At 54.1% G+C, this 25,990-nt stretch carries 26 protein-coding genes; 15 read left to right on the top strand and 11 right to left on the bottom strand.

The window, feature by feature from the left end; genetic code table 11:
• The first annotated feature begins 76 nt into the window (after positions 1-76).
• Positions 77-637, top strand: a complete 561-nt coding sequence (locus tag FBY13_RS07860; protein WP_063879911.1) for a VOC family protein — start codon at positions 77-79, stop codon at positions 635-637.
• Here FBY13_RS07860 and FBY13_RS07865 read toward each other — a convergent pair.
• Positions 634-1,776 (bottom strand): MalY/PatB family protein, encoded by a 1,143-nt coding sequence (locus FBY13_RS07865; protein WP_145393894.1) that lies wholly within the window; start codon positions 1,774-1,776, stop codon positions 634-636. The genes FBY13_RS07860 and FBY13_RS07865 overlap by 4 nt on opposite strands.
• Positions 1,777-1,862: 86 nt before the next feature.
• Here FBY13_RS07865 and cutC point away from each other — a divergent pair, with 86 nt between their 5' ends.
• Positions 1,863-2,615, top strand: a complete 753-nt coding sequence (gene cutC / locus FBY13_RS07870; protein ID WP_063879909.1) for a copper homeostasis protein CutC — start codon at positions 1,863-1,865, stop codon at positions 2,613-2,615.
• A gap of 227 nt (positions 2,616-2,842) precedes the next feature.
• Positions 2,843-3,685, top strand: coding sequence for a hypothetical protein (locus tag FBY13_RS07880; RefSeq protein WP_145393896.1), 843 nt, complete (start codon positions 2,843-2,845; stop codon positions 3,683-3,685).
• Positions 3,686-3,688: 3 nt separating this feature from the next.
• Here FBY13_RS07880 and FBY13_RS07885 read toward each other — a convergent pair whose 3' ends face one another.
• Positions 3,689-4,783, bottom strand: coding sequence for a glycerol dehydrogenase (locus tag FBY13_RS07885; protein ID WP_145393897.1), 1,095 nt, complete (start codon positions 4,781-4,783; stop codon positions 3,689-3,691).
• Between the two features lie 147 nt (positions 4,784-4,930).
• Between FBY13_RS07885 and FBY13_RS07890 the strand changes: the two genes are divergently transcribed.
• Positions 4,931-5,554 carry a LysE family translocator gene (locus tag FBY13_RS07890; RefSeq protein ID WP_096011182.1) on the top strand — a complete coding sequence of 208 codons (624 nt, stop codon included), beginning with the start codon at positions 4,931-4,933 and terminating at the stop codon, positions 5,552-5,554.
• Between the two features lie 3 nt (positions 5,555-5,557).
• On the opposite strand, the gene cmoB is transcribed toward FBY13_RS07890, so the two are convergent.
• From cmoB to FBY13_RS07910, 4 genes are all read right to left on the bottom strand, one after another.
• A complete protein-coding gene (cmoB, locus tag FBY13_RS07895) occupies positions 5,558-6,526 on the bottom strand; it encodes a tRNA 5-methoxyuridine(34)/uridine 5-oxyacetic acid(34) synthase CmoB (RefSeq protein WP_096011149.1) in 969 nt (322 codons plus the stop codon).
• A complete protein-coding gene (cmoA, locus tag FBY13_RS07900; protein ID WP_063879905.1) occupies positions 6,523-7,251 on the bottom strand; it encodes a carboxy-S-adenosyl-L-methionine synthase CmoA in 729 nt (242 codons plus the stop codon). The genes cmoB and cmoA overlap by 4 nt, the downstream gene beginning before the upstream one ends.
• Positions 7,252-7,331: 80 nt before the next feature.
• A complete protein-coding gene (locus FBY13_RS07905) occupies positions 7,332-7,727 on the bottom strand; it encodes an MAPEG family protein (RefSeq protein ID WP_063879904.1) in 396 nt (131 codons plus the stop codon).
• A 54-nt stretch (positions 7,728-7,781) separates the two neighbouring features.
• Entirely contained in the window at positions 7,782-8,603 is an 822-nt protein-coding gene (locus tag FBY13_RS07910; RefSeq protein WP_063879903.1) for a DUF72 domain-containing protein, read from the bottom strand.
• Positions 8,604-8,823: 220 nt separating this feature from the next.
• Here FBY13_RS07910 and aspS point away from each other — a divergent pair, with 220 nt between their 5' ends.
• The 6 genes from aspS to ruvB all read left to right on the top strand — a co-directional run bounded on the left by aspS (position 8,824) and on the right by ruvB (position 14,367).
• Positions 8,824-10,602, top strand: a complete 1,779-nt coding sequence (gene aspS / locus FBY13_RS07915; RefSeq protein WP_096011151.1) for an aspartate--tRNA ligase — start codon at positions 8,824-8,826, stop codon at positions 10,600-10,602.
• Positions 10,602-11,033, top strand: a complete 432-nt coding sequence (nudB, locus tag FBY13_RS07920; protein ID WP_063879901.1) for a dihydroneopterin triphosphate diphosphatase — start codon at positions 10,602-10,604, stop codon at positions 11,031-11,033. Before aspS ends, nudB begins: the two co-directional genes overlap by 1 nt.
• Before the next feature lie 302 nt (positions 11,034-11,335).
• Positions 11,336-12,079, top strand: coding sequence for a YebC/PmpR family DNA-binding transcriptional regulator (locus tag FBY13_RS07925; protein WP_063879900.1), 744 nt, complete (start codon positions 11,336-11,338; stop codon positions 12,077-12,079).
• 36 nt (positions 12,080-12,115) lie between these two features.
• Positions 12,116-12,643, top strand: a complete 528-nt coding sequence (gene ruvC / locus FBY13_RS07930) for a crossover junction endodeoxyribonuclease RuvC (RefSeq protein ID WP_063879899.1) — start codon at positions 12,116-12,118, stop codon at positions 12,641-12,643.
• Positions 12,644-12,739: 96 nt separating this feature from the next.
• Complete coding sequence (gene ruvA / locus FBY13_RS07935; RefSeq protein WP_063879898.1) at positions 12,740-13,354, top strand: Holliday junction branch migration protein RuvA; 615 nt, start codon at positions 12,740-12,742, stop codon at positions 13,352-13,354.
• Positions 13,355-13,362: 8 nt separating this feature from the next.
• Positions 13,363-14,367 (top strand): Holliday junction branch migration DNA helicase RuvB, encoded by a 1,005-nt coding sequence (gene ruvB / locus FBY13_RS07940; protein ID WP_063879897.1) that lies wholly within the window; start codon positions 13,363-13,365, stop codon positions 14,365-14,367.
• Here ruvB and znuB read toward each other — a convergent pair whose 3' ends face one another.
• Entirely contained in the window at positions 14,368-15,153 is a 786-nt protein-coding gene (znuB, locus tag FBY13_RS07945; RefSeq protein ID WP_063879896.1) for a zinc ABC transporter permease subunit ZnuB, read from the bottom strand.
• A complete protein-coding gene (gene znuC / locus FBY13_RS07950; protein WP_096011152.1) occupies positions 15,150-15,905 on the bottom strand; it encodes a zinc ABC transporter ATP-binding protein ZnuC in 756 nt (251 codons plus the stop codon). The genes znuB and znuC overlap by 4 nt, the downstream gene beginning before the upstream one ends.
• Positions 15,906-15,982: 77 nt before the next feature.
• Here znuC and znuA point away from each other — a divergent pair, with 77 nt between their 5' ends.
• The 3 genes from znuA to lpxM all read left to right on the top strand — a co-directional run bounded on the left by znuA (position 15,983) and on the right by lpxM (position 19,364).
• Positions 15,983-16,930 carry a zinc ABC transporter substrate-binding protein ZnuA gene (gene znuA / locus FBY13_RS07955; protein ID WP_145393898.1) on the top strand — a complete coding sequence of 316 codons (948 nt, stop codon included), beginning with the start codon at positions 15,983-15,985 and terminating at the stop codon, positions 16,928-16,930.
• A gap of 14 nt (positions 16,931-16,944) precedes the next feature.
• Entirely contained in the window at positions 16,945-18,276 is a 1,332-nt protein-coding gene (gene mepM / locus FBY13_RS07960; protein WP_063879893.1) for a murein DD-endopeptidase MepM, read from the top strand.
• A gap of 113 nt (positions 18,277-18,389) precedes the next feature.
• On the top strand, positions 18,390-19,364 hold the full coding sequence (gene lpxM / locus FBY13_RS07965; RefSeq protein ID WP_096011155.1) for a lauroyl-Kdo(2)-lipid IV(A) myristoyltransferase: 975 nt from the start codon (positions 18,390-18,392) through the stop codon (positions 19,362-19,364).
• 29 nt (positions 19,365-19,393) lie between these two features.
• Here lpxM and FBY13_RS07970 read toward each other — a convergent pair whose 3' ends face one another.
• The 3 genes from FBY13_RS07970 to FBY13_RS07980 all read right to left on the bottom strand — a co-directional run bounded on the left by FBY13_RS07970 (position 19,394) and on the right by FBY13_RS07980 (position 23,311).
• Positions 19,394-20,626: an MFS transporter gene (locus tag FBY13_RS07970; protein ID WP_145393899.1), complete on the bottom strand. Its 1,233-nt coding sequence runs from the start codon at positions 20,624-20,626 to the stop codon at positions 19,394-19,396.
• A gap of 85 nt (positions 20,627-20,711) precedes the next feature.
• The gene (gene pyk, locus FBY13_RS07975) at positions 20,712-22,154 is read right to left on the bottom strand and encodes a pyruvate kinase (RefSeq protein WP_063879890.1); all 1,443 of its coding nucleotides are present in this window, start codon (positions 22,152-22,154) and stop codon (positions 20,712-20,714) included.
• A 293-nt stretch (positions 22,155-22,447) separates the two neighbouring features.
• Positions 22,448-23,311, bottom strand: a complete 864-nt coding sequence (locus FBY13_RS07980; protein ID WP_145393900.1) for a MurR/RpiR family transcriptional regulator — start codon at positions 23,309-23,311, stop codon at positions 22,448-22,450.
• Between the two features lie 370 nt (positions 23,312-23,681).
• Between FBY13_RS07980 and zwf the strand changes: the two genes are divergently transcribed.
• The gene (gene zwf / locus FBY13_RS07985) at positions 23,682-25,157 is read left to right on the top strand and encodes a glucose-6-phosphate dehydrogenase (protein ID WP_063879888.1); all 1,476 of its coding nucleotides are present in this window, start codon (positions 23,682-23,684) and stop codon (positions 25,155-25,157) included.
• 188 nt (positions 25,158-25,345) lie between these two features.
• Positions 25,346-25,984, top strand: a complete 639-nt coding sequence (locus tag FBY13_RS07990) for a bifunctional 4-hydroxy-2-oxoglutarate aldolase/2-dehydro-3-deoxy-phosphogluconate aldolase (RefSeq protein WP_096011157.1) — start codon at positions 25,346-25,348, stop codon at positions 25,982-25,984.
• The last annotated feature ends 6 nt before the right edge of the window (positions 25,985-25,990 follow it).

Here is a 25,990-nt window from a genome sequence, read left to right on the forward strand (position 1 = left end):
TTTGTCATTTACGATTCAACGTTGACAATGAGTTACGAACCTTAAGTAATTAAATTTGATCGGGAGAGAAGTAACAGTGAGTACCCCCTTTCCAGCAGAACTGGACGACTTACGCGACGATCTGGCCGCCTTTGAACAACGGTTACAAAAGTTTTCACAACGTTTGGGGTTAAGGGCTGACGAACTGCACGTCGATCACGTTGCTGTGCGCTGTCACCAAAACGCCACCGCCGAACGTTGGCAGCGGGGATTGGCACAAATGGGGCGGCAGTTCTCGGCGGCCATGATTAATGGTCGTCCTGTCTGCCTGTTCAAACTGTATCAACCTCTGGTCATTGCCAGTTGGCACATTGACGTGATTGAACTGCCGTGGCCGGGAGAGAAACGTTATCGCCATGAAGGCTGGGAGCATGTAGAAGTGGTATTGAGGGGCGAGCCAGAAACCCTTGGGATGCGTGCGATGGCGCTACTGTCTGACCACGCGCTCGCACAACCCGGTATTTCTTTTAAAACCAGCTCGCCTAAAGGGGAAAATGAGCGTCTGCCTAATCCGACCCTGGCGGTGACCGATGGAGAAACCACGATAAAATTTCACCCGTGGAGCCTGGAAGAAATCGTAGCCAGTGAGCAGTCTTAGGCGAGAGCCTCGACGGCGCGTTGAAGCCGTTTGACCGCTTCTTCCAGCAGGGCGCGCGGGCAACCGAAATTAATCCGCACAAAGCGGTCATCGCCAAAATCGCGACCCGGTGAGAATCCCAGTCCGTGCTTTTCGAAGTAAAGTGCCGGACTGGCCACCGGCAAGTCGCTGGCATCGATCCAGCCAAGATAGCTGCCTTCGGGGGATGTCATTGAGAGCCCGGGCAGCGCATTCACCTGAGAAACCAGCCAGTCGCGATTACCCCGCAAATATTCAAGCTGTGCATCAAGCCAGTCATCATTGTCGCGCCAGGCAACCTCGGCAGCGACCAGCGCCAGAATATCCACCGAGGGCACAATGCCCTGACGCACGGCGGTAAAACGCGCGCGCAGTTCGGGGTTGGGGATGATGGCGACGGAGGCGCCCAGGCCTGCAATATTAAAAGTTTTTGAGGGGGACAGCAGCGTGACGCTGCGCTGGGCAGCATCATCGCTCAGCGAGGCAAACGGAATATGCTGCAAGCCCGGCGTTAACAGCAGATCGCAATGAATTTCATCAGAACACACGAGTAAATCATGCTGTTGGGCAAATGCCAGCTGTGCCTCCAGTTCCTCCCGACGATAAACGGTGCCGCCTGGGTTCTGAGGATTACACAGCATTAACAGCTTTTTGTCCTGCATCTTTCCCTCCGCTGCGCGCAGATCCATCACCCAACGTCCTTGCTGCAAGGTTAATGGCAGGCTCAGCTGATCGCGCTCTGCCAGTCTGGCGGCCGAACGGAAAGGGGGATAAATCGGTAAGGGGGCAACGGTGCCTTGCTGTGGCGAGGTAAAGGCCCGAACCGACAGATTTAAGCCGCAGACCACGCCGGGTAAAACCACTATCCATTCGGGATCAACCTGCCAGTGATAGCGCGATGCACAACGTGCGATCAGCGCTTTTATCAGGCCGTGAGGCGCATCACCGTAACCAAAAACGCCGTGGTCAACGCGACTTTTAATGGCTTCAATGATCGACTCAGGCGATCGAAAATCGGTATCGGCGACCCACAGTGGCAGAATATCCTGACCCGCATATTTGTGCCATTTAAGACTATCACTGTGACGGCGGTCTATCCGTTGGTCAAAATTGAATGTCATAGTTAGTTTTCCACGTAAACTGTTCTAAGGGATAAGCATACCTGACGAATTTGGCGTGAACAGGAAGCCATGTAAAGGAGAAGAGAATGACCACACTGGAAATTTGTTGCTATGGCGTGGATTGTGCATTAACCGCCCAGCAGGCGGGAGCCGATCGCATTGAGCTTTGCGCGGCGCCACGTGAAGGCGGACTGACGCCTTCTGCCGGCATGCTGGAAGTCGCCCGTCGTGACATTTCTGTTCCGGTGCATCCTATCGTTCGCCCGCGCGGCGGCGACTTTTGCTATTCCAGCCGTGAATTTGAAACGATGAAGTCAGACGTAGCACGCATCCGTGAACTGGGGTTCCCTGGCATCGTGCTGGGTATGTTGGATGAAGATGCCAATATCCACGCCAGCCAGATGCGCCAGATTATGGCGCTTTGCGACGGTATGGCGGTGACCTTTCATCGCGCCTTTGATTTGTGCCATCGGCCTAAGCGATCGCTTGAGGTGCTGACGGACTTCGGCGTCCGGCGCATCCTGACCTCTGGCCAGCAACAAAGCGCGGAAAACGGAATTGCATTATTGAGGGAACTTAATGAATACAGCACAGGTCCAATCATTATGGCCGGTGCTGGGGTACGTCTCAGCAACCTGCAAAAGTTTCTTGATGCGGATATCCGCGAGGTACACAGCTCGGCCAGCCACCTTGTGGCATCGCCGATGCGCTACCGCAAAGCGGGTGTCTCCATGTGTTCCGAAGCCGAAATTGATGAGTTCAGCCGTTACTGCGTCGACAGCGATGTCGTTGAAGCAATGAAAAGCGTGATGCAGATGAATACCGCCCGAGTGGCCTGACTCACTACCAGTTTTGCCGCGCAGCACGCCGTTTGATGACGTGATGTTTGCAAGTACCAAACCCCAGCACATTTGCTGGGGTATTTTTTGTCCAAAATTCCGTCAGGACGCCTCTGGGATGACCTGTGAGGCAATCGTGCTGTCAAAATAATTCTGCTTTCCTTCATCAGTCGGTTCCTGCTATTTAAGGTAAACCGTTAACGACATTGACGTCCGAGGCTCATACCATGCGATGCGTTCTGCTGTCCGCTGTAATCACCCTGATTTTATTCCCCTCTTCATGGGCAGCAGCATGCCAGCCACACAATAAAGCGGTGACCAACAGCAATAACTGGATTCTGCTGGGCGGTAGCGCAAAGGGTGAGGTACGTCAGGTCATCGCCGGTGAGTTTGGCAAAGACGTTAATTCACAAAAGCGGGTGCTGGGACAGTTCGACCGCTGTGGCGATCTGCTGGTGGCCGATATCAGCTACGACAAAAATGAGCGTAATGTCATCCTGAGCATGGAGCAACACCTGGTGCGGGTTCAGGGCGGCTGGGTCGCGGAATATGCCTATCTGGTTAAAGTGTTAAAGCAGGGTAGCGAAGTGGTGGTGGATAATCGCCAGGGCACGATTAACTGGCAGAAGGGTAAAAACGGCAACATCATCAGCGCGTCAGATAAATTTATCAGCATGGGTAAAGACGGCTTTACCGATACGACTTACCGTTATGACAACGGCTTTCGTTTGCTGAAAAGTGTTGCGCGGGGAACCGATCCCGTCAGTAACGGTGAATACCGTTATCAATGGAATTCGCAAGGTCTGGTAACGCGTTCGACCTCGTCCCGTCGCAAAGATACTTACACCTACGACAAGCAGGCGCGGGAACTGCGCCTGAATGGCACCGCGACGACCGACGTCAGCACCTTGCGCTCCGTGGATGAATGCCAGTTTTGGGATGAAAAGGGCAACTGCACGCTGAGTTATCTGAATGAAACCGAAGTGTTCGAAAAAGGGACCATTCAACGCCACCTCAGCGCGGTCTATAAATACCAGTACTGGGATAACCCCGCTGAGGCGACGGAATAGCGATTATTTTACCGTCTGACTAAAGGCATCCAACCCCAGCAGCGCATGGGCAATCTGCTCCGGTGCCAGGTTAGGGTTAAGGTTTTTCAGCGTATCGCCTTCACTGTTGGCCAGCGCCCCTATTTTTACCAGATTCTCCCAACTTACCCCGTCCAGATGCATCTCTTTCAGCGTTGTTGGCATATTGATGGAGCGGTAGAAACGGATGTAGCGGGCAATTTCCTCATCGGGACGCTGCTCCAGTACCATCTGGGTTAAGGTGCCGTAGGCCACTTTCTCGCCGTGAGTGAGGTGGTGAATATCGCCTTCGATGGCGGTAAAACCATTGTGAATGGCGTGCGCGCCTGCCAGACCGGCATTCTCAAACCCCAGTCCTGACAGCAAGGTATTCGCTTCCACCACCGCCTCGACCGCAGGCGTCACGCGTTTTTCCTTAACAGCCACATAGGCGCTGTAGCCCCACGTTAATAAGGTCTCTTCACAGGAGCGGGCTATTGCCAGCCCGGCGATGGTCGGATCGCCATTCACCATCGATTTAGCATGGCTACGGGCTACTGCCTGGGCTTCGACCCAGGTGGCCAGACCATCCGCAATGCCCGAGGCAAATAAGCGAGCAGGCGCGGCGGCGCAGACTGCGGTATCGACCAAAACCAAATCCGGGTTTTTACTGTAGAAGCGATAGCTTTCAAAGACGCCGCTGTCAGAATAGATCACCGACAGGGCACTACAGGGTGCATCGGTGGAGGCAATCGTCGGAACGATAACCACCGGTTGCTTGAGTTCATCGGCAACTGCTTTAACGGTATCCAGCGTTTTACCGCCACCCAGCCCAATCACCACGTTACAGCCTTGTTGCTGTGCCTGCTGGCTGAGGCGGGTGATTTCATTACTGGACGCTTCACCATTGAACTGCTGGCGAATAACCTTCACGCCCGCCTGGGTCAGCGTAGAATGCGCCCGCTCACCGACCAGTCCCCAGACGACATCGTCTGCCACCACAAAAGCATGATTACCCAGCTCGGCGACATAGTTTCCCAGTTCATCGAGTACGCCAGCACCTTGCACATATTTGCGGGGTGAAGAGAAAATAAATTTCATAAACGTTGCTCCTGGTTACATAAATGAAGGCCGTTACCGGCCCGAAGATAAAGCCCTTAAAAAGAATAGCAGCTAATGCTTTTTTGCTGGCTGTACAGACAGAAATGCGCTTGATATCGTGAGTCGGTGTTTATCGGGGATACGCATATGACGGCTTCTTTACTCTCTTTCCTGTTTGCTATTGTGATTTTGACCCTGACACCGGGATTTGATACCGCCTTAATCCTGCGTTCGGCAGCGGCACAAGGCTGGCGGCGCGCCAGCGCCACGGCATTGGGCGTGGCATCAGGGTGTTTGTTGTGGGGGATAGCGGTGGGGCTGGGATTGGGCGCGCTGCTGCTGGCCTCTGAAATGGCTTATAACCTGTTGAAGTGGATAGGTGCGGCCTATTTACTTTATCTGGGCGTCAAGCTGCTGTGGCACCCACGCACCCAGAGCGCGTCGCTGCCTGCTGAAGCCGTGGCTCAGCAAAGCCATCTGGTCTGCTTTAGCCGTGGCTTGCTGGGTAATCTGCTGAATCCCAAAGTCGGCGTTTTCTATGTGACATTTTTGCCACAGTTTATTCCGCAGGGTGCTTCCGTGGCGATCTGGTGCAGTCTGATGGCGTTGACGCATATGCTGGTGGGATTGGCCTGGAGCACGGTGCTGATCGGCAGCAGCCATTATTTTGCTGAGCAGTTAAAACGGCCTCGGGTACTGAAGGTCATGGACCGTTTAACCGGCTGTGTATTTATAGGCTTTGCGGCGAAACTGGCGCTGTCTCGCCGCTGAGGGCTACGGTTTTGTGGCAACCAGCACGGCGCGCAGCGGGGCTGGATAACCTTCAACGGTTTTGCTGCTGTCGTCGGGGTCGAGAAACTCGGCCAGTGATTCACTGGTCATCCAGTCAGTACGGCGCTGCTCTTCGGTGGAGGTCAGGGCGAAATCAACAATACGCACGTCAACAAAACCGCACTTCTCCAGCCAGCTTTTCAGCGCCTCAGCCGAGGGGATAAAATAGACGTTGCGCATCTGCGCATAGCGTTCGCCTGGCACCAGTACCTGATTCACATCGCCTTCGATCACCAGCGTTTCCAGTACCAGTTCGCCGCCGTTCACCAGCTGATTTTTTAACTGGAGAAGGTGGTCAAGCGGGGAGCGACGGTGATACAGCACGCCCATGGAAAACACCGTATCAAATGCCTGAAGAACCGGCAGTTGTTCAATGCCGAGCGGCAGCAAATGGGCGCGCCGATCGTCATTCAGCAGTTTACGCACGGCTTCGAACTGGCATAAAAACAGCTGCATGGGATCGATACCTACCACCAGATGCGCGCCCGCACCAATCATGCGCCACATGTGATAGCCACTGCCACAACCGACATCCAGCACGGTTCGTCCGGCCAGCGATGAAATATGAGGCAGCACGCGCTCCCATTTCCAGTCCGAACGCCATTCGGTATTAATCTCAGTCCCATACAGAGAATAGGGGCCTTTACGCCACGGCATCAGGTTTCGCAGCAGTTTCTCAATGCCCTGACGATGACGATCGCTGATATCATCACGATCGGCGCTCACACTATTCAGCAGATCCAGCCGCTGGGGTTCCAGCAGCGGTAAATATTCCAGCGATTTGTACCAGTCACGGAAATGTCCATGCAAATTTTCCCGCTGCCAGTCGCTGATCTGTGCGGGCAGCACTTCCAGCCATTTTGCCAGGGGGCCAACGGCGATTTGCTGATAAAAACGGCCAAAGTCGATCATTTTAATGCCACCAACGAACCAAAATTAAAGCACTGAAACCATAACTCAGCATGGGAAAACCCCGCCTGCTTCAGGCGCGCCTTGTGCGCTTCCACGCTGTCGGTCAGCATGACATTTTCCAGCATGCTGCGCTTCTGGCTGATTTCCAGCTCGCTGTAACCGTTGGCACGCTTAAAGTCATGGTGCATGTTAAACAGCAGTTCGCCGACTTCAGGATCTTCAAAGCTAAACTTCTCAGAAAGCACCAGCGCACCACCGGGATTCAGCCCCTGCCAGATTTTACTTAACAGCGTAAGACGGGCCGGTGGCTCAAGAAACTGCAGGGTGAAATTAAGCACGACCAGAGAGGCGTTCTCAATCTCAATGTCACAGATATCCGCTTCAACCACGCTAACCGGCGTATCGGCGCGAAAGGCATCGATATGGCGGCGGCAGCGCTCGACCATGGCCGGAGAGTTGTCCACGGCAATAATCTGGCAGCCGGGCACGTGAATATTGCGGCGCACCGAGAGCGTGGCGGCACCTAATGAGCAGCCAAGGTCAAACACCTGGCTGTTGGGCTGGACGAACCGTTCAGCCAGCATCCCAATCATCGAAATAATATTGGAATAGCCGGGCACCGAGCGCTGAATCATGTCGGGAAACACTTCAGCTACACGTTCGTCAAAAGTCCAGTCGCCCAGTTTTGCAATGGGCGCAGAAAAGAGTTGATCGCGATCAGACATATCGAAAATCCGAAGAGACAGCGGAAAGGGCGCTATTCTGGCAGAAACTGCCGCGGCCTGCACCCTTTAAGCCGCGAACATTAATGCAGGGTGAGCACCAACTGCCAGGGGAGATAAATAAGGTTAAAAACCACCATTCCACACAGGGCAAACAGCGTCAGCATCATGCCATATTTGCGGCCGCTCATGGCGTCATTGCGCAACCCATAAGCGTGCAGGAAACGGCCAATAAAAAACAGGATGCCCGTCAGGTGAACCATCCAGACATCTGCGCCGTTCATTTCCAGGGTCACGAGTAGCAGCAACGCCAGGGGAATCGTTTCAATGGCATTGCCGTGAATACGGATAGCCATATTCAGGTCGTGATGACCGCCATCCCCAAAGGCAACCTTGTGCTGACGCCGAAAGCGAACGACGTTGAGCGTGAACTTCATTATCAGTAAAGCACCTATAACCACATATAACGCGCTGATCATCATTGATTCCTTTTTTATCGATATCACCAGAGGGGGCGAGGCTGCCCATTGCTATCAGAATAGCGAATCCTGTTGCGGCCAGTCAGGTCCGGGACCGATGCTGGCATCAATTTTTTGGAGTTCAGGCCATAAAGCCTGCACCAGCGGAAAAACCTGTCCCATATCCGGCGTGTGAATAAACACCAGCGGTTCACTCTGGGTGTGCCATTCCGCCAGCTTTGTCAGCCAGATGTGAAACAGTGGCAGGCTTTCTTCCAGATTGTCGCTGCCGACAAAGCGAATCATGGGCCGCGAACCGGTCAACAGCGCGTGCGGCGGAACGCGAGGCTTTTGCTGACGGGCGTGAAGCGCTGCCGGACTTTGCGAGGTGGAGCTATGGACCGGGCGGCTGTCCAGTACGACGCGATTCACGCCACGCTGCAGCAGACCGCGGTTCAGGGCGCGTTCTGCCTCACCTTTGGCAAAAAACGCGGCATGACGCACTTCTACGCCATAGGAAAAATGCGCCGGTAAGCTGTCCAGAAAGCGCCAGAGATCGTTCAACTGAGCGGGCGAAAAGCTGGCAGGCAGCTGTAACCAGTACTGACCAATGCGATCGGCGAGCGGTGTCATCAGGCGAAAAAAGTCGGTGACTAAATCGTCAGTATTTTGCAGAGCTGCCTGATGGCTAATGCTGCTGGGAAACTTAAAACAGAAACGAAACTGGTCATGTGTCATATCCCGCCAGCGCAGGACCGTTTCGGTATCCGGCAGCGCATACAGCGTGGTATTGCCCTCCACCGTGCCGAAATAACGCGCATAGTCAGCCAGGGTTTCGATGCCCCATCGCTTCCAGTGCGCATGATGCCATTGTGGCAAACCAATACGAAGTGTCACGCCTGACTCCCGCCGTTGAGTGTGATAGTAATTATCCTGTAAGGCAGTATATTGACGCAAACCGGTGAAAAGCGAACAGGAAATGCCGCGCTTTAACGTGGCTCCACTTATCCTGTTTGCCTTTTTCCATTATAATAGCGGCCTTTTTTACGACAGCACCTCATCAGGTTACGCGGCCCGGTGCTGTCAGCTGCAGCGGCGAAGTTAAAAGGATAGTGTTATGCGTACAGAGTATTGTGGACAGCTCAATCTGTCTCATGTAGGTCAGCAAGTCACGCTTTGCGGCTGGGTCAACCGCCGTCGCGATCTGGGAAGCCTGATTTTTATCGATATGCGCGACCGTGAAGGTATTGTGCAGGTATTTTTTGATCCCGATCGTCAGGATGCATTCAAGCTGGCTTCTGAACTGCGTAACGAATTCTGTATCCAGATCAGCGGAACTGTGCGTGCGCGTGACGGGAAAAACAAAAATGCCGATATGGCGACCGGTGAAGTCGAAGTGTTTGCCGAAACGCTGAATATCATTAACCGTTCCGAACCGCTCCCGCTCGATTCCAATCAGAACAACAGCGAAGAAGCGCGTCTGAAGTACCGCTATCTGGATCTGCGTCGTCCGGAAATGGTTGAGCGCTTAAAGACCCGTGCAAAAATCACCAGCTTTGTGCGTCGCTTTATGGATGAGGCGGGCTTCCTGGATATTGAAACGCCGATGCTGACGAAGGCCACGCCGGAAGGCGCGCGTGATTACCTGGTGCCGAGCCGCGTGCACAAAGGGAAGTTCTACGCACTGCCTCAGTCACCGCAGCTGTTTAAGCAGTTGCTGATGATGTCGGGTTTTGACCGCTATTATCAGATCGTCAAATGCTTCCGTGATGAAGATTTACGCGCTGACCGCCAGCCTGAATTTACGCAAATCGACGTGGAAACCTCCTTCCTGACCGCGCCGCAGGTGCGTGAGATTATGGAACGCATGATCCGCGAACTCTGGCAGAGCGTGAAGGGCGTGGATCTCGGTGAGTTTCCGCAGATGACCTTTGCCGAAGCCATGCATCGCTACGGGTCTGACAAACCAGACCTGCGTAACCCGATGGAACTGGTGGATGTTGGCGATCTGCTGAAAACGGTGGAATTCCAGGTGTTCTCCGGCCCGGCTAACGACGAGAAAGGCCGTGTTGCCGCGCTGCGCGTACCCGGCGGTGCGCAGCTGAGCCGTAAACAGATTGATGAATACGGCAAGTTTGTCGAGATCTACGGTGCCAAAGGTCTGGCATGGATGAAGGTAAATGAACGCGCGAACGGTCTGGACGGCGTGCAGAGTCCGGTGGCGAAATTCCTTAACGCTGAGATCGTCGAAACCGTTCTCAGCCGCACCGGCGCTCAGGATGGCGATATCCTCTTCTTCGGTGCCGATCGTGCCAAAGTAGTGGCGGATGCGTTAGGCGCACTGCGTCTGAAAGTGGGCCGCGACCTGCAGATCACCGATGAGAAAGCCTGGGCACCGCTGTGGGTTATCGACTTCCCGATGTTTGAAGAAGATGACGAAGGTGGTCTGGCCGCAATGCACCACCCGTTTACCGCACCGAAAGCGATGAGTGCGGAACAGCTGGCGGCCGATCCTACCCAGGCCGTAGCGAATGCTTACGACATGGTGATCAACGGCTATGAAGTGGGCGGCGGTTCTGTGCGTATCCATAACGGTAAAATGCAGCAGACGGTGTTTAGCATTCTGGGCATAGAAGAGCATGAACAGCGTGAGAAGTTTGGCTTCCTGCTGGATGCACTGAAGTACGGCACGCCGCCGCATGCTGGCCTGGCCTTTGGTCTGGATCGTCTGACCATGCTGTTAACCGGTACCGATAATATTCGTGACGTTATCGCCTTCCCGAAAACCACGGCAGCGGCCTGTATGATGACTGAAGCGCCAAGCGAAGCCAATCCGGCCTCACTGCTTGAATTAGGCATTCAGGTGGTGAAGAAAGATAAGCTTGAGAATAAGTAATGCCGTATAAACATCCGGTTTCTGTGTTAGTGGTGATTGTTGCGCAGGACAGTGGCCGGGTGTTAATGCTGCAGCGCCGTGACGACCCGGACTTTTGGCAATCGGTCACCGGCAGCCTTGAAGCGGATGAAGTGCCGCTTCAGGCCGCTGAGCGCGAAGTGGGTGAGGAATTAGGCATTGATGTGCAGGCCGAGCAGCTAACAATAGAAGACTGTCAGCGTGAAATCGACTTTGAGATTTTCCCGCACTATCGGCATCGTTACGCGCCCGGCACCACGCACAATCGTGAGCACTGGTTCAGGTTGACCTTACCGACTGAGCGCGACCTGCTGCTCACTGAGCATCTTGCCGCGTGCTGGCTTGAGCCTGCTGCTGCCGCGGCTCTCACTAAGTCCTGGAGTAATCGTCAGGCGATTGAAGAATTTATTTGAATGCTTGCCGCAACGCGTTATTTGCGCGGCGAATGCATTAAGTTTTATGAAGCGGGTAAGTTTTCACACAACGTCACCAACGCATTGAACAGTCGAGCATAATCGGCGCAGCGAGGCCGGTTACCGCCAGCGTACCGCAACCGACGCGTACTTGGGTACGTGAGGATGACGGGTGATGCTCGCCCCTTCGGGGCCGCCTTTTCCGGGCGTTCAGGTTGTCTGCAACCTGGGTGAGCACTGGCGGGAGTCGGGGTCGCACGTCAGATAGCTCGGGCGAAATAAAAGATTGGAGAGAAAGTAAGATGGCTGGACACAGTAAATGGGCGAATACCAAGCACCGCAAGGCGGCTCAGGACGCCAAGCGCGGTAAAATCTTCACCAAAATCATTCGTGAGCTGGTCACGGCGGCCAAACTGGGCGGCGGCGATCCTGGCTCGAATCCGCGTCTGCGTGCGGCGATGGATAAAGCGCTGTCCAACAACATGACGCGTGACACCATGAACCGGGCGATTGCACGCGGCGTGGGCGGTGAAGATGATTCCAATATGGAAACCATCATTTATGAAGGTTACGGTCCAGGCGGGTCAGCCGTGATGATTGAGTGCCTGAGTGACAACCGCAACCGCACCGTTGGTGAAGTGCGTCATGCCTTCACCAAAACCGGCGGCAACCTGGGCACCGACGGCTCCGTGGCCTATCTGTTCAGCAAAAAAGGCGTGATCTCCTACGCACCGGGACATGACGAAGATGCGGTCATGGAAGCGGCGCTGGAAGCGGGCGCAGAAGATGTGGTCAGTTACGATGACGGTGCCATCGACGTGTTTACCGCGTGGGAAGAGATGGGTGCAGTGCGTGATGCGCTGGAAGCGGCTGGCCTGAAAGCCGACACGGCCGAAGTGGCGATGATCCCGTCAACCAAAGCGGAAATGGATGCGGAAACGGCCCCCAAACTGCTGCGTCTTATCGATATGCTGGAAGACTGTGATGACGTGCAGGAGGTTTACCATAACGGTGAAATCTCCGACGAGGTGGCGGAAACGCTTTAATGCTGTACTGCCGCACGCTCAGGCTGGAGACGCGTTATGTCGATTATTTTGGGGATTGACCCCGGCTCACGCGTTACCGGTTATGGGGTGATTCGTCAGACCGGTCGCCAGCTCACTTATCTGGGCAGCGGCTGTATTCGTACCAACACAACGGAATTACCAGCACGTCTCAAGCTGATCTATGCCGGGGTCTGCGAAATCATTACGCAGTTTTCCCCGGATTTTTTCGCGATAGAACAGGTTTTTATGGCGAAGAATGCGGATTCTGCCCTGAAGCTGGGGCAGGCGCGAGGTGCAGCTATCGTGGCGGCGGTTAACCATGATTTGCCGGTATTCGAATATGCGGCGCGTCAGGTGAAGCAAACGGTGGTGGGCACAGGTGGTGCGGAAAAAAGCCAGGTTCAACATATGGTCAAATCCCTGCTGAAACTGGCGGCGAATCCGCAGGCCGATGCCGCCGATGCACTGGCAATCGCCATCACGCACTGCCACGTTGCACAAAACGCGGCGCGCATGAGTGACAGCAAGCTGGTGCTGAGCCGTGGCAGATTGCGCCAGAGTTAACAGCAACCGCAGCGTAATCGCTATCAGGCTGGATATTCATCCAGCCTTTTTTATGGTATAAATTCCGCCACATACTTTGGATAAGGAAGGCATCAGGTGATTGGTCGTTTACGGGGCATTATTCTGGAAAAGCAGCCGCCGCTGGTGCTGCTTGAGGCGCATGGCGTCGGCTATGAAGTACATATGCCAATGACCTGTTTTTATGAGCTGCCTGATCTTAATCACGAAGCGGTGATCTTCACCCAATTTGTGGTACGTGAAGATGCGCAACTGCTGTTTGGGTTTAACAGCAAGCAGGAACGCGCGCTGTTCCGCGAGTTAATTAAAGTGAACGGCGTTGGCCCTAAGCTGGCGCTGGCGATTCTGTCGGGCATGTCGGCACAGCAGTTTGTCACGGCAGTGGAAAAAGAAGAGATCGCCGCGCTGGTTAAACTGCCGGGCGTGGGCAAGAAAACCGCTGAACGTCTGGTGGTGGAAATGAAAGATCGCTTTAAAGGCATGCATGGCGATCTGTTCGGCGGGGATTCGGCCTTTACGCTTACCACGCCTGGCCCGGAGCCGGAGACCAACGACGCAGAAGCGGAAGCGGTTGCAGCGCTGGTTTCACTGGGTTATAAACCGCAGGAAGCGAGCCGTATGATCAGCAAAGTTGGCCGCCCTGATGCGGATTGCGAAACGTTGATCCGTGAAGCGCTCCGCGCTGCTATTTGAGGTAATTCATGATTGAAGCCGATCGCCTGATCTCCGCTGTCAGCATTAACGAAGAAGAGGGCCTCGACCGCGCTATTCGTCCGAAAATGCTGACCGAATATGTGGGCCAGCCTCAGGTGCGCGAGCAGATGGAAATTTTCATCAAGGCTGCGCAACTGCGCGGCGATGCGCTGGATCATTTGCTGATTTTTGGTCCGCCCGGATTGGGTAAAACCACACTGGCCAATATTGTGGCAAACGAGATGGGCGTTAATCTGCGCACAACCTCTGGCCCGGTGCTGGAGAAAGCGGGCGATCTGGCGGCGATGCTGACCAACCTCGAACCTCACGATGTGTTGTTTATTGATGAGATCCATCGCCTTTCGCCGGTGGTGGAAGAGGTCCTTTATCCGGCCATGGAAGATTACCAACTGGATATTATGATTGGCGAAGGCCCGGCAGCGCGCTCAATCAAACTGGATCTGCCGCCCTTTACCCTGATCGGTGCCACGACGCGGGCAGGCTCGCTGACCTCGCCCTTGCGCGATCGCTTCGGCATCGTACAGCGTCTGGAGTTTTATCAGGTAAAAGATCTCCAGCATATCGTAGGCCGGAGTGCCGCCTGCCTTGGCCTGGCGTTGAGCGAAGAAGCCGCGCTGGAAATTGCCCGCCGCTCACGGGGCACGCCACGTATCGCCAATCGCCTGCTGCGTCGGGTACGCGATTTTGCGGAGGTGCGTGCAAATGGTCTTCTGAGCGGCGAGGTGTCGGTAACAGCACTCAATATGTTGAATGTGGACAGTGAAGGCTTCGACTATATGGATCGTAAACTGTTGCTGGCCATTATTGATAAATTCACCGGCGGCCCGGTGGGGCTGGACAACCTGGCGGCGGCAATTGGTGAAGAGCGGGAAACGATCGAAGATGTCATCGAGCCATTCTTGATTCAACAGGGCTTTATTCAGCGCACACCGCGCGGCCGGATGGCCACGCAGCATGCCTATCGCCACTTTGGTATCACCAAAGACGCGTGATTACAGCGCCGGTTTGCGCACCATGCTGAGCATAAAAAGTATGGCTGCGCATAGCACCACTGAAGGGCCGGCAGGCGTGTCATAAAATGCCGAGAAGGTTAATCCACCGGTTACCGCTATGATCCCAATCAGTACGGCGACCGCCGCCATCATTTCAGGTGAACGGGCAAAGCGCCGGGCAGTGGCGGCCGGAATAATCAGCAGCGATGTGATGATCAGTGCGCCAACAAATTTCATCGCCACACCAATGGTCAATGCGGTTACCAGCATCAGCATCAGTCGGGTGCGTTGAATATTGACGCCGTCAACCTGAGCCAGCTCCGGGCTGATGGTCATCGACAACAGTGCGCGCCACTGCCAGGCCATCACGGCCAGGACGAACAGCACGCCAGCCGCCATCGCCCACAGATCGCTGGGCGTTACCGCCAGCAAATCACCAAACAGATAGGCCATCAAATCCACCCGGACATTCGACATCAGGCTCACCACGACCAGCCCAAGTGAGAGTGCACTGTGTGCCATAATCCCCAGCAGCGTATCAATCGCCAGATGTGGGCGGCGTTCCAGCCAGACCAAACCCAACGCCAGACAGACCGTCACCATGATCACGGCGTAATAGGGATTGACGTTGAGCAGTAAACCAAAGGCGACACCGAGCAGTGAGGCATGCGCCAGCGTATCGCCGAAATAGGACATCTTGCGCCAGACGACAAACGAGCCCAGTGGACCGGCCGCCAGCGCCAGCATCACGCCGCCCAGCCAGCCCGGAAGCAGTAATTCAATCATGATGGACCCGGTCCTTTGCGTAATACGATACGTCCCTGAAGATCGTGACGGTGATTATGATGATGACGATAGATAGCCAGTTCCTGCGCGCCACGCGGTCCAAACATCGCGATAAACTCGGGATGCTGTGACACCGCTTCAGGCGTACCTGAACAGCAAATATGATGGTTAAGACAGAGCACTTCATCCGTTTTTGCCATGACTAAATGCAAATCATGGGAAACCATCAGCACGGCACAATTCAGTTCATGACGCAGCTGATTGATCAGATCGTAAAGCGCGACTTGCCCGTTAACATCCACGCCCTGAGTCGGTTCATCCAGCACCAGCAACTGAGGCTGACTGAGCAGGGCGCGGGCCAGTAACACGCGCTGGGTTTCGCCGCCCGACAGTTTCTGCAACGGTGATTTCAGCAGGTGTCCGGCCTGAACGCGCTTCAGGGCCGGCAAAATATCCTGATTACGGGCGCCGCGTGACAAACGCATAAACCGCTCGACCGTCACCGGCAGCGTAGGATCGATATGCAGTTTCTGTGGCACGTAACCGATACGCAAGTCCGCACTTCGGCGAACCTGACCGGACGTGGGCGCAAGCAGGCCAAGTACCACCCGAACCAGCGTCGATTTACCCGCGCCGTTAGGACCCAGCAGCGTTAAAATTTTACCAGGATGAAGTTCTAAACTCACGCCAGATAACACCGGGCGATGATCAAAACTAATGGATACGTTCTCAAGTGTGACAAGTGATGGCATAAGATTTACAGGTTGCACAGAATTTCGAATGTTATAATATCACATCCAATCTGTTGATGACGAAGGAATGACGCATTATGTTACATAATAAAAAAGGGGTATTTTTTACCCTGACTGCGATGGCTTTTGCGACCTCTGCTGTCTTACCCGCGCATGCCACTATCGTGGCCTCAATTAAGCCCGTGGGGTTTATCGCCTCGGCCATTGCTGATGGCGTGACGCCCGTGGACGTTTTGCTGCCTGATGGGGCATCCGAACACGATTATGCCTTGCGTCCCTCTGACGTAAAACGCTTACAAAACGCGGAGTTAGTTGTTTGGGTTGGTCCTGAAATGGAAGCTTTCATGACCAAGTCAGCCGCAGCACTGCCCGAGAAAAAGAATCTTGAGATAGTGCAAATTTCCGGCGTAAAACCGATGCTGCTCCGCGGTGGTGAAGACGATGATCATCATGACCACGACGATACTGAGCACGATCACGATGCAGAGCATCACCATCATCATGGTGAGTTTAATATGCACTTGTGGATGTCACCAGAGATAGCGAAAAAAACCGCGGTTGCAATCCATGGCAAATTATTGGAACTTATGCCGCAGGATAAAGCCAAACTTGACGCCAACCTGCAGCACTTTGAGGCAGAATTAGCGAACACAGATAAGCGCATTATCTCACAGCTTGCTCTGGTTAAAGATAAAGGGTATTTCGTTTTTCACGACGCTTACACGTACTTTGAAAAACACTACGGTCTCTCGCCCACAGGGCATTTTACCGTTAACCCAGAAATTCAGCCTGGAGCACAGCGCTTACATCAAATTCGAACACAGTTGGTTGAGAAAAAGGCCGTTTGCGTCTTTGCTGAGCCACAATTCAGGCCGGCGGTCATCGATGCTGTTGCCCGTGGAACCCAGGTGCGAAAAGGCACGCTCGATCCACTGGGCACAGACATCAGCTTAGGAAAAGACAGCTATGTGAAATTCCTCTCACAGTTGTCGAGCCAGTATGAGACCTGCCTGAAAGGAGCATAGAGGAATAGTTCAACGTGCAGCAGATAGCCCGCTCTGTCGCCCTCGCATTTAATAATTTGCCGCGCCCCCACCGCGTTATGCTGGGATCGTTAACCGTTGTCACTTTGGCCGTCGCAGTCTGGCGGCCTTACGTCTACCATCCCAGTAACGATGTGACCCCCATCGTCAAAACCATCGAACTGGACAAAAACGAATTTCGGACACTGCTTCCTGAAGCCAGTGAACCCATCGATCAAAGCACCCCTGAACCGGATGAAGAGCTTCCTGCGGATGATGTCGATCAGGATGTCGCAGACAGCGCTGGTACGCATGAATACACGGTTTCTTCTGGTGACACGCTCAGTAGTGCATTGAATCAGTACGGTATCGACATGGGCGATATTAACGCCCTGGCCTCCAGCGATCGTGATCTGCGTAATTTACAGGTCGGTCAGCAGCTTAGCTGGACGTTAAACGACGACGGCGCACTGAACACCTTTACCTGGGAAATTTCGCGTCGGGAAACCCGCACCTATGAGCGCACCGATAACGGTGGCTTTAAAATGCAGTCGCAGATGCAGCAGGGCGAGTGGCGCAATAGCGTGATGCAGGGTGAGGTACACGGCAGCTTTGCCGCCAGTGCCCGCCGTGCCGGCCTGACCAGTGGTGAAGCCAGCAGCGTCATCAAAGCGATGCAGTGGCAAATGGACTTTCGTAAGCTGCGTGCAGGCGATAAGTTTAGCGTGCTGATGTCGCGTGAAATGATGGACGGCAAGAGCGCTCAAAGCCAACTGCTGGGTGTGCGTTTACGCAGTGGGGGTAAAGATTACTACGCCTTCCGTGCGGATGACGGTAAGTTCTATGACCGCAGTGGCGCAGGCCTGGCTCGTGGCTTTATGCGCTTCCCGACCGTCAAGCAGTACCGCGTGTCGTCTAATTTTAATCCCCGTCGCCTTAATCCGGTAACGGGACGCATTGCGCCTCATAAAGGCGTCGATTTCGCCTTACCGATCGGTACCCCTGTTCTGGCGGTTGGCGATGGTGAAGTCGTGGTGGCCAAAAATGGCGGCGCAGCCGGTAACTATGTTGCCATTCGGCACGGGCGTCAGTATATGACGCGCTATATGCACCTCAAAAAAGTGCTGGTGAAACCGGGGCAAAAAGTGAAGCGTGGCGATCGTATTGCGATCTCTGGTAACACCGGTCGTTCAACCGGTCCACACCTGCATTTCGAGATCTGGATTAATAACCAGGCTGTGAACCCCTTAACGGCCAAGCTGCCGCGTATGGAAGGGCTGGCGGGTAAAGAACGAACACAGTATCTTGCTCAGGTGAAAGGCTGGCTACCCCAGTTGGGACTGAAGTAAGTTTTTGATAAAGTCGACGGTATTGCCGTCGACTTTTTTTATCTCTGGCGCAGGATGATTGCAAATTTACTCGTCGCCACTATCATTAGCCCGTCATTGATTGAGGCGAGTGCATGGAAACCCGTAAAAAAAATAACAGTGAATTTATTCCCGTTTTTGAACGTTCTTTTTTAAAACCAAAATACTGGGGCAGTTGGCTGGGCATTGGTGCGCTGGCTGGCATTGCGTTAGTACCGGCAAAAATGCGCGATCCGCTTCTGGGGCGGCTGGGTAAATTTGCCGGAAAGCTGGCGAAAGGGGCGCGTCGCCGTGCGCTGATTAATCTCTACTATTGCCTGCCTGAACTCAGTGAATCTCAGCGTGAAGCGATCGTGGATCAGATGTTTGCGACTGCGCCACAGGCCATGGCAATGATGGCGGAACTGGGCATGCGCGATCCGGCTCAGGTGCGAAAGCGCGTTGAGTGGCACGGTCGTGAAATTATCGATCAGATGCTCGCCGAAAAGGAAAACGTGATTTTCCTGGTGCCGCATGGTTGGGCCATCGATATTCCCGCCATGCTGCTGGCGTCAGAAGGGCAAAGCATTGCTGCGATGTTCCATCACCAGAGCGACCCGCTGTTGGATTATGTCTGGAACCGCGCCCGACGCCGCTTTGGTGGACGTATGCATGCGCGCGAAAACGGCATCAAACCCTTTATCAGCTCGATCCGTCAGGGATACTGGGGCTATTATTTGCCCGATCAGGATCATGGCCCTGAACATAGTGAGTTTGTGGATTTCTTTGCGACCTATAAAGCCACGTTGCCTGCCGTTGGCCGGTTGATGAAAGTCTGCCGTGCGCGGGTTATACCGATGTTCCCGGTTTATAATGCCGAAAGCCACAAGCTGGACATTTATGTCCGTCCGCCGATGGACGATTTAGTGGAAGCCGATGACCGTCAGTTGGCTCGCCGGATGAATGAAGAAGTGGAAGTGTTTGTGCGCCCTCATCCGGAACAATATACCTGGATATTAAAGCTGCTTAAAACACGCAAAGCGGGAGACAAAGAACCTTATTCGCGTGACGAGCTGTATCCGCGCAAATAGCATGCAGGCCGCAAGGCGGCCTGCATGATTTAAAGTGGCGTCACTTTTGCGTGGCGCTTACGTTCGCGCAGAAACATCAGCACCAAACCAAACCACAGTATGCCGCTGATAAAGTTAATCAGGCTAAACCCGATCACCCCGCTGTTAAAATAAAAATGCTTAGCCAGTTCAATGCCCGTGGCCAGCGTCATAATGCTGACCATGCCCAGCATCGCCGCTACGCTGCCTTTACCCTCATCGCTGGCATACAGCGTCAGGCGATAAAGACCGGCATTGACCATTCCGCCGCCAAACGCATACAAACTGAGCCCCGCCGTAATAAACAGGTAGCTGTGCGCGTTAAGCAGTGTGGCTAACAGGGCGAGGCTCAGGCCCAGCAGTATCGGCCATGCCGCAAACCTGACGGGTTGTTCAATCGGCATCCGGCCTACCAGCTTACTCAACGTCACGTTGCCGGCGATCATCGCCAGAAAAACCGGGAGCTGGAGCAGGGCGTACTGCATACGGGAAAGCCCTTCATCCCGCATTAAAATCACCGGGGACAGCGCAACCCAGGTCAGGATGGGGATAAACACCAGCCCAATAGCGAAAGAGCCAAACATCACCTGACGATCTTTGAGAATACGGCCGTAGTTGCGTGCCAGCACAGGCAGCGCAACAGACTGGGTGCGATCCCCGGCGGTTTCAGGCATGACGCGCCATAAAACGATAAATGCCACAGCGCTACAGGCGGCGAACAGCCAAAACATACTGCGCCAGCTTCCCACTGTCAGCCAGGCTGCGCCCGCCAGCGGGCCGGCAAGGGGAGCCAGTAAGGCCACGTTTGCCATCAGCGCCATGATGCGCACCGCTAAGGCTTCGTCAAAAGCTTCCTGGATGGCCGCATAACCTACCGCGCCAATAAAACACAAGCTGATGCCCTGGACGAAACGCAGGCTGACAAACTCCTGAATATCACTGACCCAGGTGGTCAGAATGCAGGCGGCAGCGAAAAACAGAATCCCAAACAGCAATACTGGCCTACGGCCATATTTATCTGACAGCGGGCCAAGTAACCACTGCAGCACAACGCCGCCCAGTAAATAGGCTGTGAGAGAGGTGGATACCCATTCTGCGCCTACATCGAATTCGGCAGTCACCAGCAACATGCCGGGTTGAATCATATCGTGAGCAATATAGGTCGCAAATTCGTACAGCACCATCGCCAGCGGAAACAGCATCATGCGACCAGTGAGCTGGCTGATGGGTTGGTAACGGGCCATCCGGCCTCCTTGTCAAAAAACAAAAACGCGACTGCAGGGCAGTCGCGTTTCCAATGGTAATACAGGTGAGGCTAAAAAGGCGGAATTAATCGACGCGCAGCACACGACCTGTATTGGTTGTGCCGGTGGCACCCATGACGTCACCCTGGGTTACTACAACCAGATCGCCAGACACCAGGAAGCCCTTGTCGCGCAGCAGATTTACGGCATCATGGGCGTTAGCCACGCCTTCATTGTTGCTGTCAAAGAACACCGGTGTGACACCACGGAATAAGGCCGTGATGTTCAGCGTGCGCTCATGACGAGACATGGCGAAGATGGGCAAGCCAGAGGTAATGCGCGAAGTCATCAGGGGCGTACGACCGGATTCCGTCATGGTGATAATCGCGGTTACACCCTGCAGGTGGTTGGCGGTGTACATCGCCGACATAGCGATAGCTTCTTCGATATTGTCAAACTGTACGTCCAGACGGTGTTTGGAGACGTTAACGCTCGGGATTTTTTCTGCACCCAGACAGACTTTTGCCATGGCAGCGACCGTTTCAGCAGGATACTGGCCTGCGGCGGTTTCAGCTGACAGCATTACGGCATCCGTCCCATCCAGCACGGCGTTGGCCACATCCATGACTTCTGCACGGGTTGGCATTGGGTTTGTGATCATCGATTCCATCATCTGGGTCGCGGTGATGATGGTACGGTTAAGCTGGCGGGCGCGGCGGATCAGCGCTTTCTGGATACCGACCAGTTCAGGATCGCCAATCTCGACGCCAAGGTCACCACGGGCGACCATAACAACGTCTGAGGCCAGAATGATGTCGTCCATGGCTTCCTGAGAGGCAACCGCTTCAGCACGTTCCACCTTCGCGACCATCAGGGCATCACAGCCGGCATCACGCGCCAGACGACGTGCATAGTGCATGTCTTCGCCGCAACGCGGGAAGGAAACGGCCAGGTAATCAACGTTAATTTTTGCCGCAGTAAGGATGTCTGCTTTGTCTTTCTCGGTCAGCGCTTCGGCCGACAGACCGCCACCCAGTTTGTTAATGCCTTTGTTGTTAGAGAGCGGGCCACCAACGGTGACTTCGGTAAAGACTTTTACGCCCTGAACTTCCAGCACCTTTAACTGTACGCGCCCATCATCCAGCAGCAGGATATCGCCAGGCACCACGTCTTCAGGCAGACCTTTATAGTCGATGCCCACGCGCTCTTTATCGCCTTCACCTTTCCCCATTGATGCATCCAGCAGGAAAGGGTCACCGACGTTCAGGAAGACTTTGCCTTCTTTAAAGGTTGAAACGCGGATTTTAGGCCCTTGCAAGTCGCCAAGAATGGCAACATGGCGCCCCAGTTTTGCCGCAATCTGGCGCACTTTGTCAGCACGCAGTTGGTGATCTTCAGCGGTGCCGTGGGAAAAGTTAAGACGCACGACGTTAGCGCCAGCAGCAATGATTTTTTCGAGGTTATTGTCGCGGTCAGTGGCTGGGCCGAGGGTGGTTACGATCTTGGTTCTTCTTAAACGTCGGGACATAGGGATTCCTTTGGAGGTTGGAACTGAGCTGAATCATTACATTTTAAGGGGTTAACCTATCAGATCATGCTTACCACACAGAGGTATTATTATACATTCGAGTGTGTCAGAACTGTGGCACCGGGCCTTTACGAAGTAAAGTAAAGGCATTTTTCTTAGATACAATACTGAGACTCACCAAGGAAGTCATCCCCCGGACGGCTTTAGCGAAAGCTTAATTGACCAGACGCAAGCCAGGTCGCTTTTTCGCACAGGCTACGCGCCAGCCAGATGCTGCCCGACCAGCCGGTGAATCAGGAGATATCGTTATCGGCGATAGCGGTTTTGTCGTAGCGCGAGGCCTTCAGGGCTTCTTTAACCCGCTTCAGGTTCTGCCGGAAGGACGGCCCCCGTTCCAGCGTAAAACCGGTAGCCAGCAGATCGATCACGGTGAGTTGAGCCAGTCGCGAAACCATTGGCAGATAGATATCGGTGTCCTCCGGCACATCGACGAGCAGCGCCAGCGTGGCGTTAAGCGCCAGTGGTGAGCCTGCTGACGTCATAGCGATAACGGTAGAACCGTTGGCGCGCGCGAGCTGCGCCAGCTCGACCATATTGCGGGTGCGCCCGGTATGGGAGATCAAAACAAACACCTCGTTGTCGCGGCTGTTGATACAGCTCATGCGTTGCATCACCACATCGTCTGACCAGATAACCGGCAGGTTAAACCGCAAAAACTTGTTGAAGGCGTCATGCGCTACCACGGCGGACGCACCTAAACCAAAGAAGGTAATTTTGTCGGTACGCGTTAAATAAACCACGGCCTGTTGCAGGGCGGCAAGATCGAGGCTGTCCCGTACCCGCTGAAGACCGGCCAGGGCGGAATCGAAGATTTTCTCGCTGTAGCGCTCAACGCTGTCATCTTCCTGCACATCCCGACTCAGCCAGTTAGGTGACTTCACCAGGGCCTGGGCAAGCTGAAGTTTAAAGTCGGGGAAACCCGCCGTGCCCAGGTGTCGGCAAAAGCGGTTTACCGTGGGCTCACTGACCTCGGCTGCCCGAGCCAGCGTGGCAATACTGGAATGTATCGCTTGCTCAGGTGCGGCGAGAATATGGTGTGCCACTTTACGTTCTGACTTACTGAGCACAGTCATCTGCGCACGAATTTTATCCAACATAGTCCTGACCTGCTAAACATGGCGTATCTGTTAAAATGAATAATTGCTGTTGTTACAGTAAATTAACAGAGAATATACCCTGCCTGACCGACAGGGGCGCAATGTCTGATAAGTCTGCAGCACTTTTTTTTGCGATAATCAGGCCCACGCTGGATTTTTGCCAGACAATATTTGACACAGAAAAATAGAGGAAAGCGCACGGGTCAACCTACCTCAGATGCTAATTGGGTGCAGAGTTAGCGTCGTGACGCCGCTGGCTGGTTTACCTGGCCTGGGGAAAAAAGTACATTGTGCTGAAAGAACATGACAACGTGGACCCGGTGCTCAGGACGCAACGCCACCGGGACAATCCTGCAACGAGGAGAGGAAAATGGCGGTAACACAAATAGCCCAGGCATGCGATCTGGTAATTTTCGGCGCCAAAGGCGATCTCGCCCGTCGTAAACTATTGCCCTCGCTGTATCAGTTAGAAAAAGCGGGCCAGATTCATGAAGAAACCCGAATCATCGGTGTGGGCCGGGCTGAGTGGGATAAAGCTGAATACACCAAAGTGGTGCGTGAAGCGTTAGAAACCTTCATGAAGGAAAAGATTGATGAAGCGCTCTGGGACAAGCTCAGCAGCCGTCTCGACTTCTGTAATCTTGATGTGAATGATACCTCGCATTTCCCACGACTGGGTAAGATGCTGGATCAGAAAAACCGTACCACCATCAACTATTTTGCCATGCCGCCAAGCACCTTTGGTGCCATTTGTCAGGGACTGGGCAAAGCGAAGCTGAATGACAAGCCGGCGCGTGTCGTGATGGAGAAGCCGCTGGGCACCTCGCTGGAAACGTCAAAAGAAATTAACGACAGCGTGGGCGAATATTTCGACGAGAGCCAGGTTTTCCGCATCGACCACTATCTGGGCAAAGAAACGGTGCTGAACCTGTTAGCCCTGCGATTTGCCAACGCCATCTTTGTGAATAACTGGGATAACCGCACGATCGATCACGTGCAAATTACCGTGGCCGAAGAAGTCGGTATCGAAGGCCGTTGGGGCTATTTTGATAAAGCCGGGCAGATGCGCGATATGATCCAGAACCATTTGTTACAGGTTCTGACGATGATCGCCATGTCTCCGCCTTCCGATCTCAGCGCGGACAGTATTCGCGATGAGAAAGTGAAAGTGCTGCGCTCGTTGCGTCCAATCGATCAAACCAACGTCCGCGAAAAAACGGTGCGCGGTCAGTACACGTCTGGCTTTGTGCAGGGCAAGAAGGTACCGGGCTACCTGGAAGAAGAAGGCGCGAATAAAACCAGCGCTACTGAAACCTTTGTGGCTATCCGCGTGGATATCGATAACTGGCGTTGGGCAGGCGTACCTTTCTACCTGCGTACCGGTAAACGTCTCCCGACAAAGTGTTCAGAAGTTGTGGTGTATTTCAAAAACCCTGAGATGAATCTGTTCAAAGATTCCTACTCTCAGTTACCACAGAATAAACTCACTATTCGTCTGCAGCCTGACGAAGGTGTTGATATCGAGATCCTGAACAAAGTGCCAGGCCTGGATCATAAACATAAACTGCAAACCACCAAGCTGGATCTGAGCTACTCAGAAACCTTCAATCAGTCTCATCTGGCGGATGCCTACGAGCGCCTGTTGCTGGAATCCATGCGCGGTATTCAGGCGCTGTTTGTGCGTCGCGATGAAGTGGAAGCCGCCTGGACGTATGTGGATTCGATTATCGATGCATGGGCCGCAGATGGCGATTCATCCAAGCCTTATCAGGCAGGGACGTGGGGGCCGGTTGCCTCCGTCGCCATGATTACCCGTGATGGTCGTTCCTGGAACGAATTTGAATAAATGCCTCAGCCCGCCGCGTGCGGGCTTTTTTTTTGCACTCACTCTCAAAAATGAACTGCTGTTTTAAAAATCTCAACCGGCAATAGACGGATAAACCGCTGTTCCTGTATGGTAGTAGCGCTGTTAACAGGGCTGACGCTGTGTTTTCTCCGGCGTGCCGCTCCCAATGTTATGCATCAGGGGATGTGATGAAAAACTGGAAAACGAGTGCCGAACAGATTCTGAAAACCGGACCGGTCGTGCCGGTAATTGTGGTTAATAAACTGGAACATGCGGTTCCTATGGCGCAGGCGCTGGTCGCAGGCGGCGTCAAGGTGCTTGAGGTGACGTTACGCACCCCCGTGGCGATGGAGGCACTGCGTGCCATTATCAAACATGTGCCTGACGCAATTGTAGGGGCCGGCACCGTGCTTAACCCTCAACAGCTGCAGGAAGTCACAGACGCGGGTGCTCAGTTTGTGATCAGTCCGGGTATTACTGAGCCGTTGCTCAAGGCTGCGGTGGAAGGCCCGATCCCGCTGATTCCTGGTATTAGCACGGTGTCAGAATTAATGACGGGTATGGATTATGGTTTGCGGGAATTCAAATTTTTCCCGGCGGAGGCCAACGGCGGGGTAAAAGCGCTGCAGGCTATCGGCGGGCCTTTCCCTCAGGTCCGTTTCTGTCCGACGGGCGGTATCTCACCAGCGAATTACCGTGACTATCTGGCGCTGAAAAGCGTGCTTTGCATCGGCGGCTCCTGGCTGGTGCCCAACGATGCACTGGAAGCGGGTGACTGGCAACGCATTACCCAACTGGCGCGTGACGCCGTCGCTGGCGCGAAGTAAAGCAAG

Source organism: Pantoea sp. SJZ147 (genome assembly GCF_007828605.1).
GTDB lineage: Bacteria > Pseudomonadota > Gammaproteobacteria > Enterobacterales > Enterobacteriaceae > Pantoea > Pantoea allii.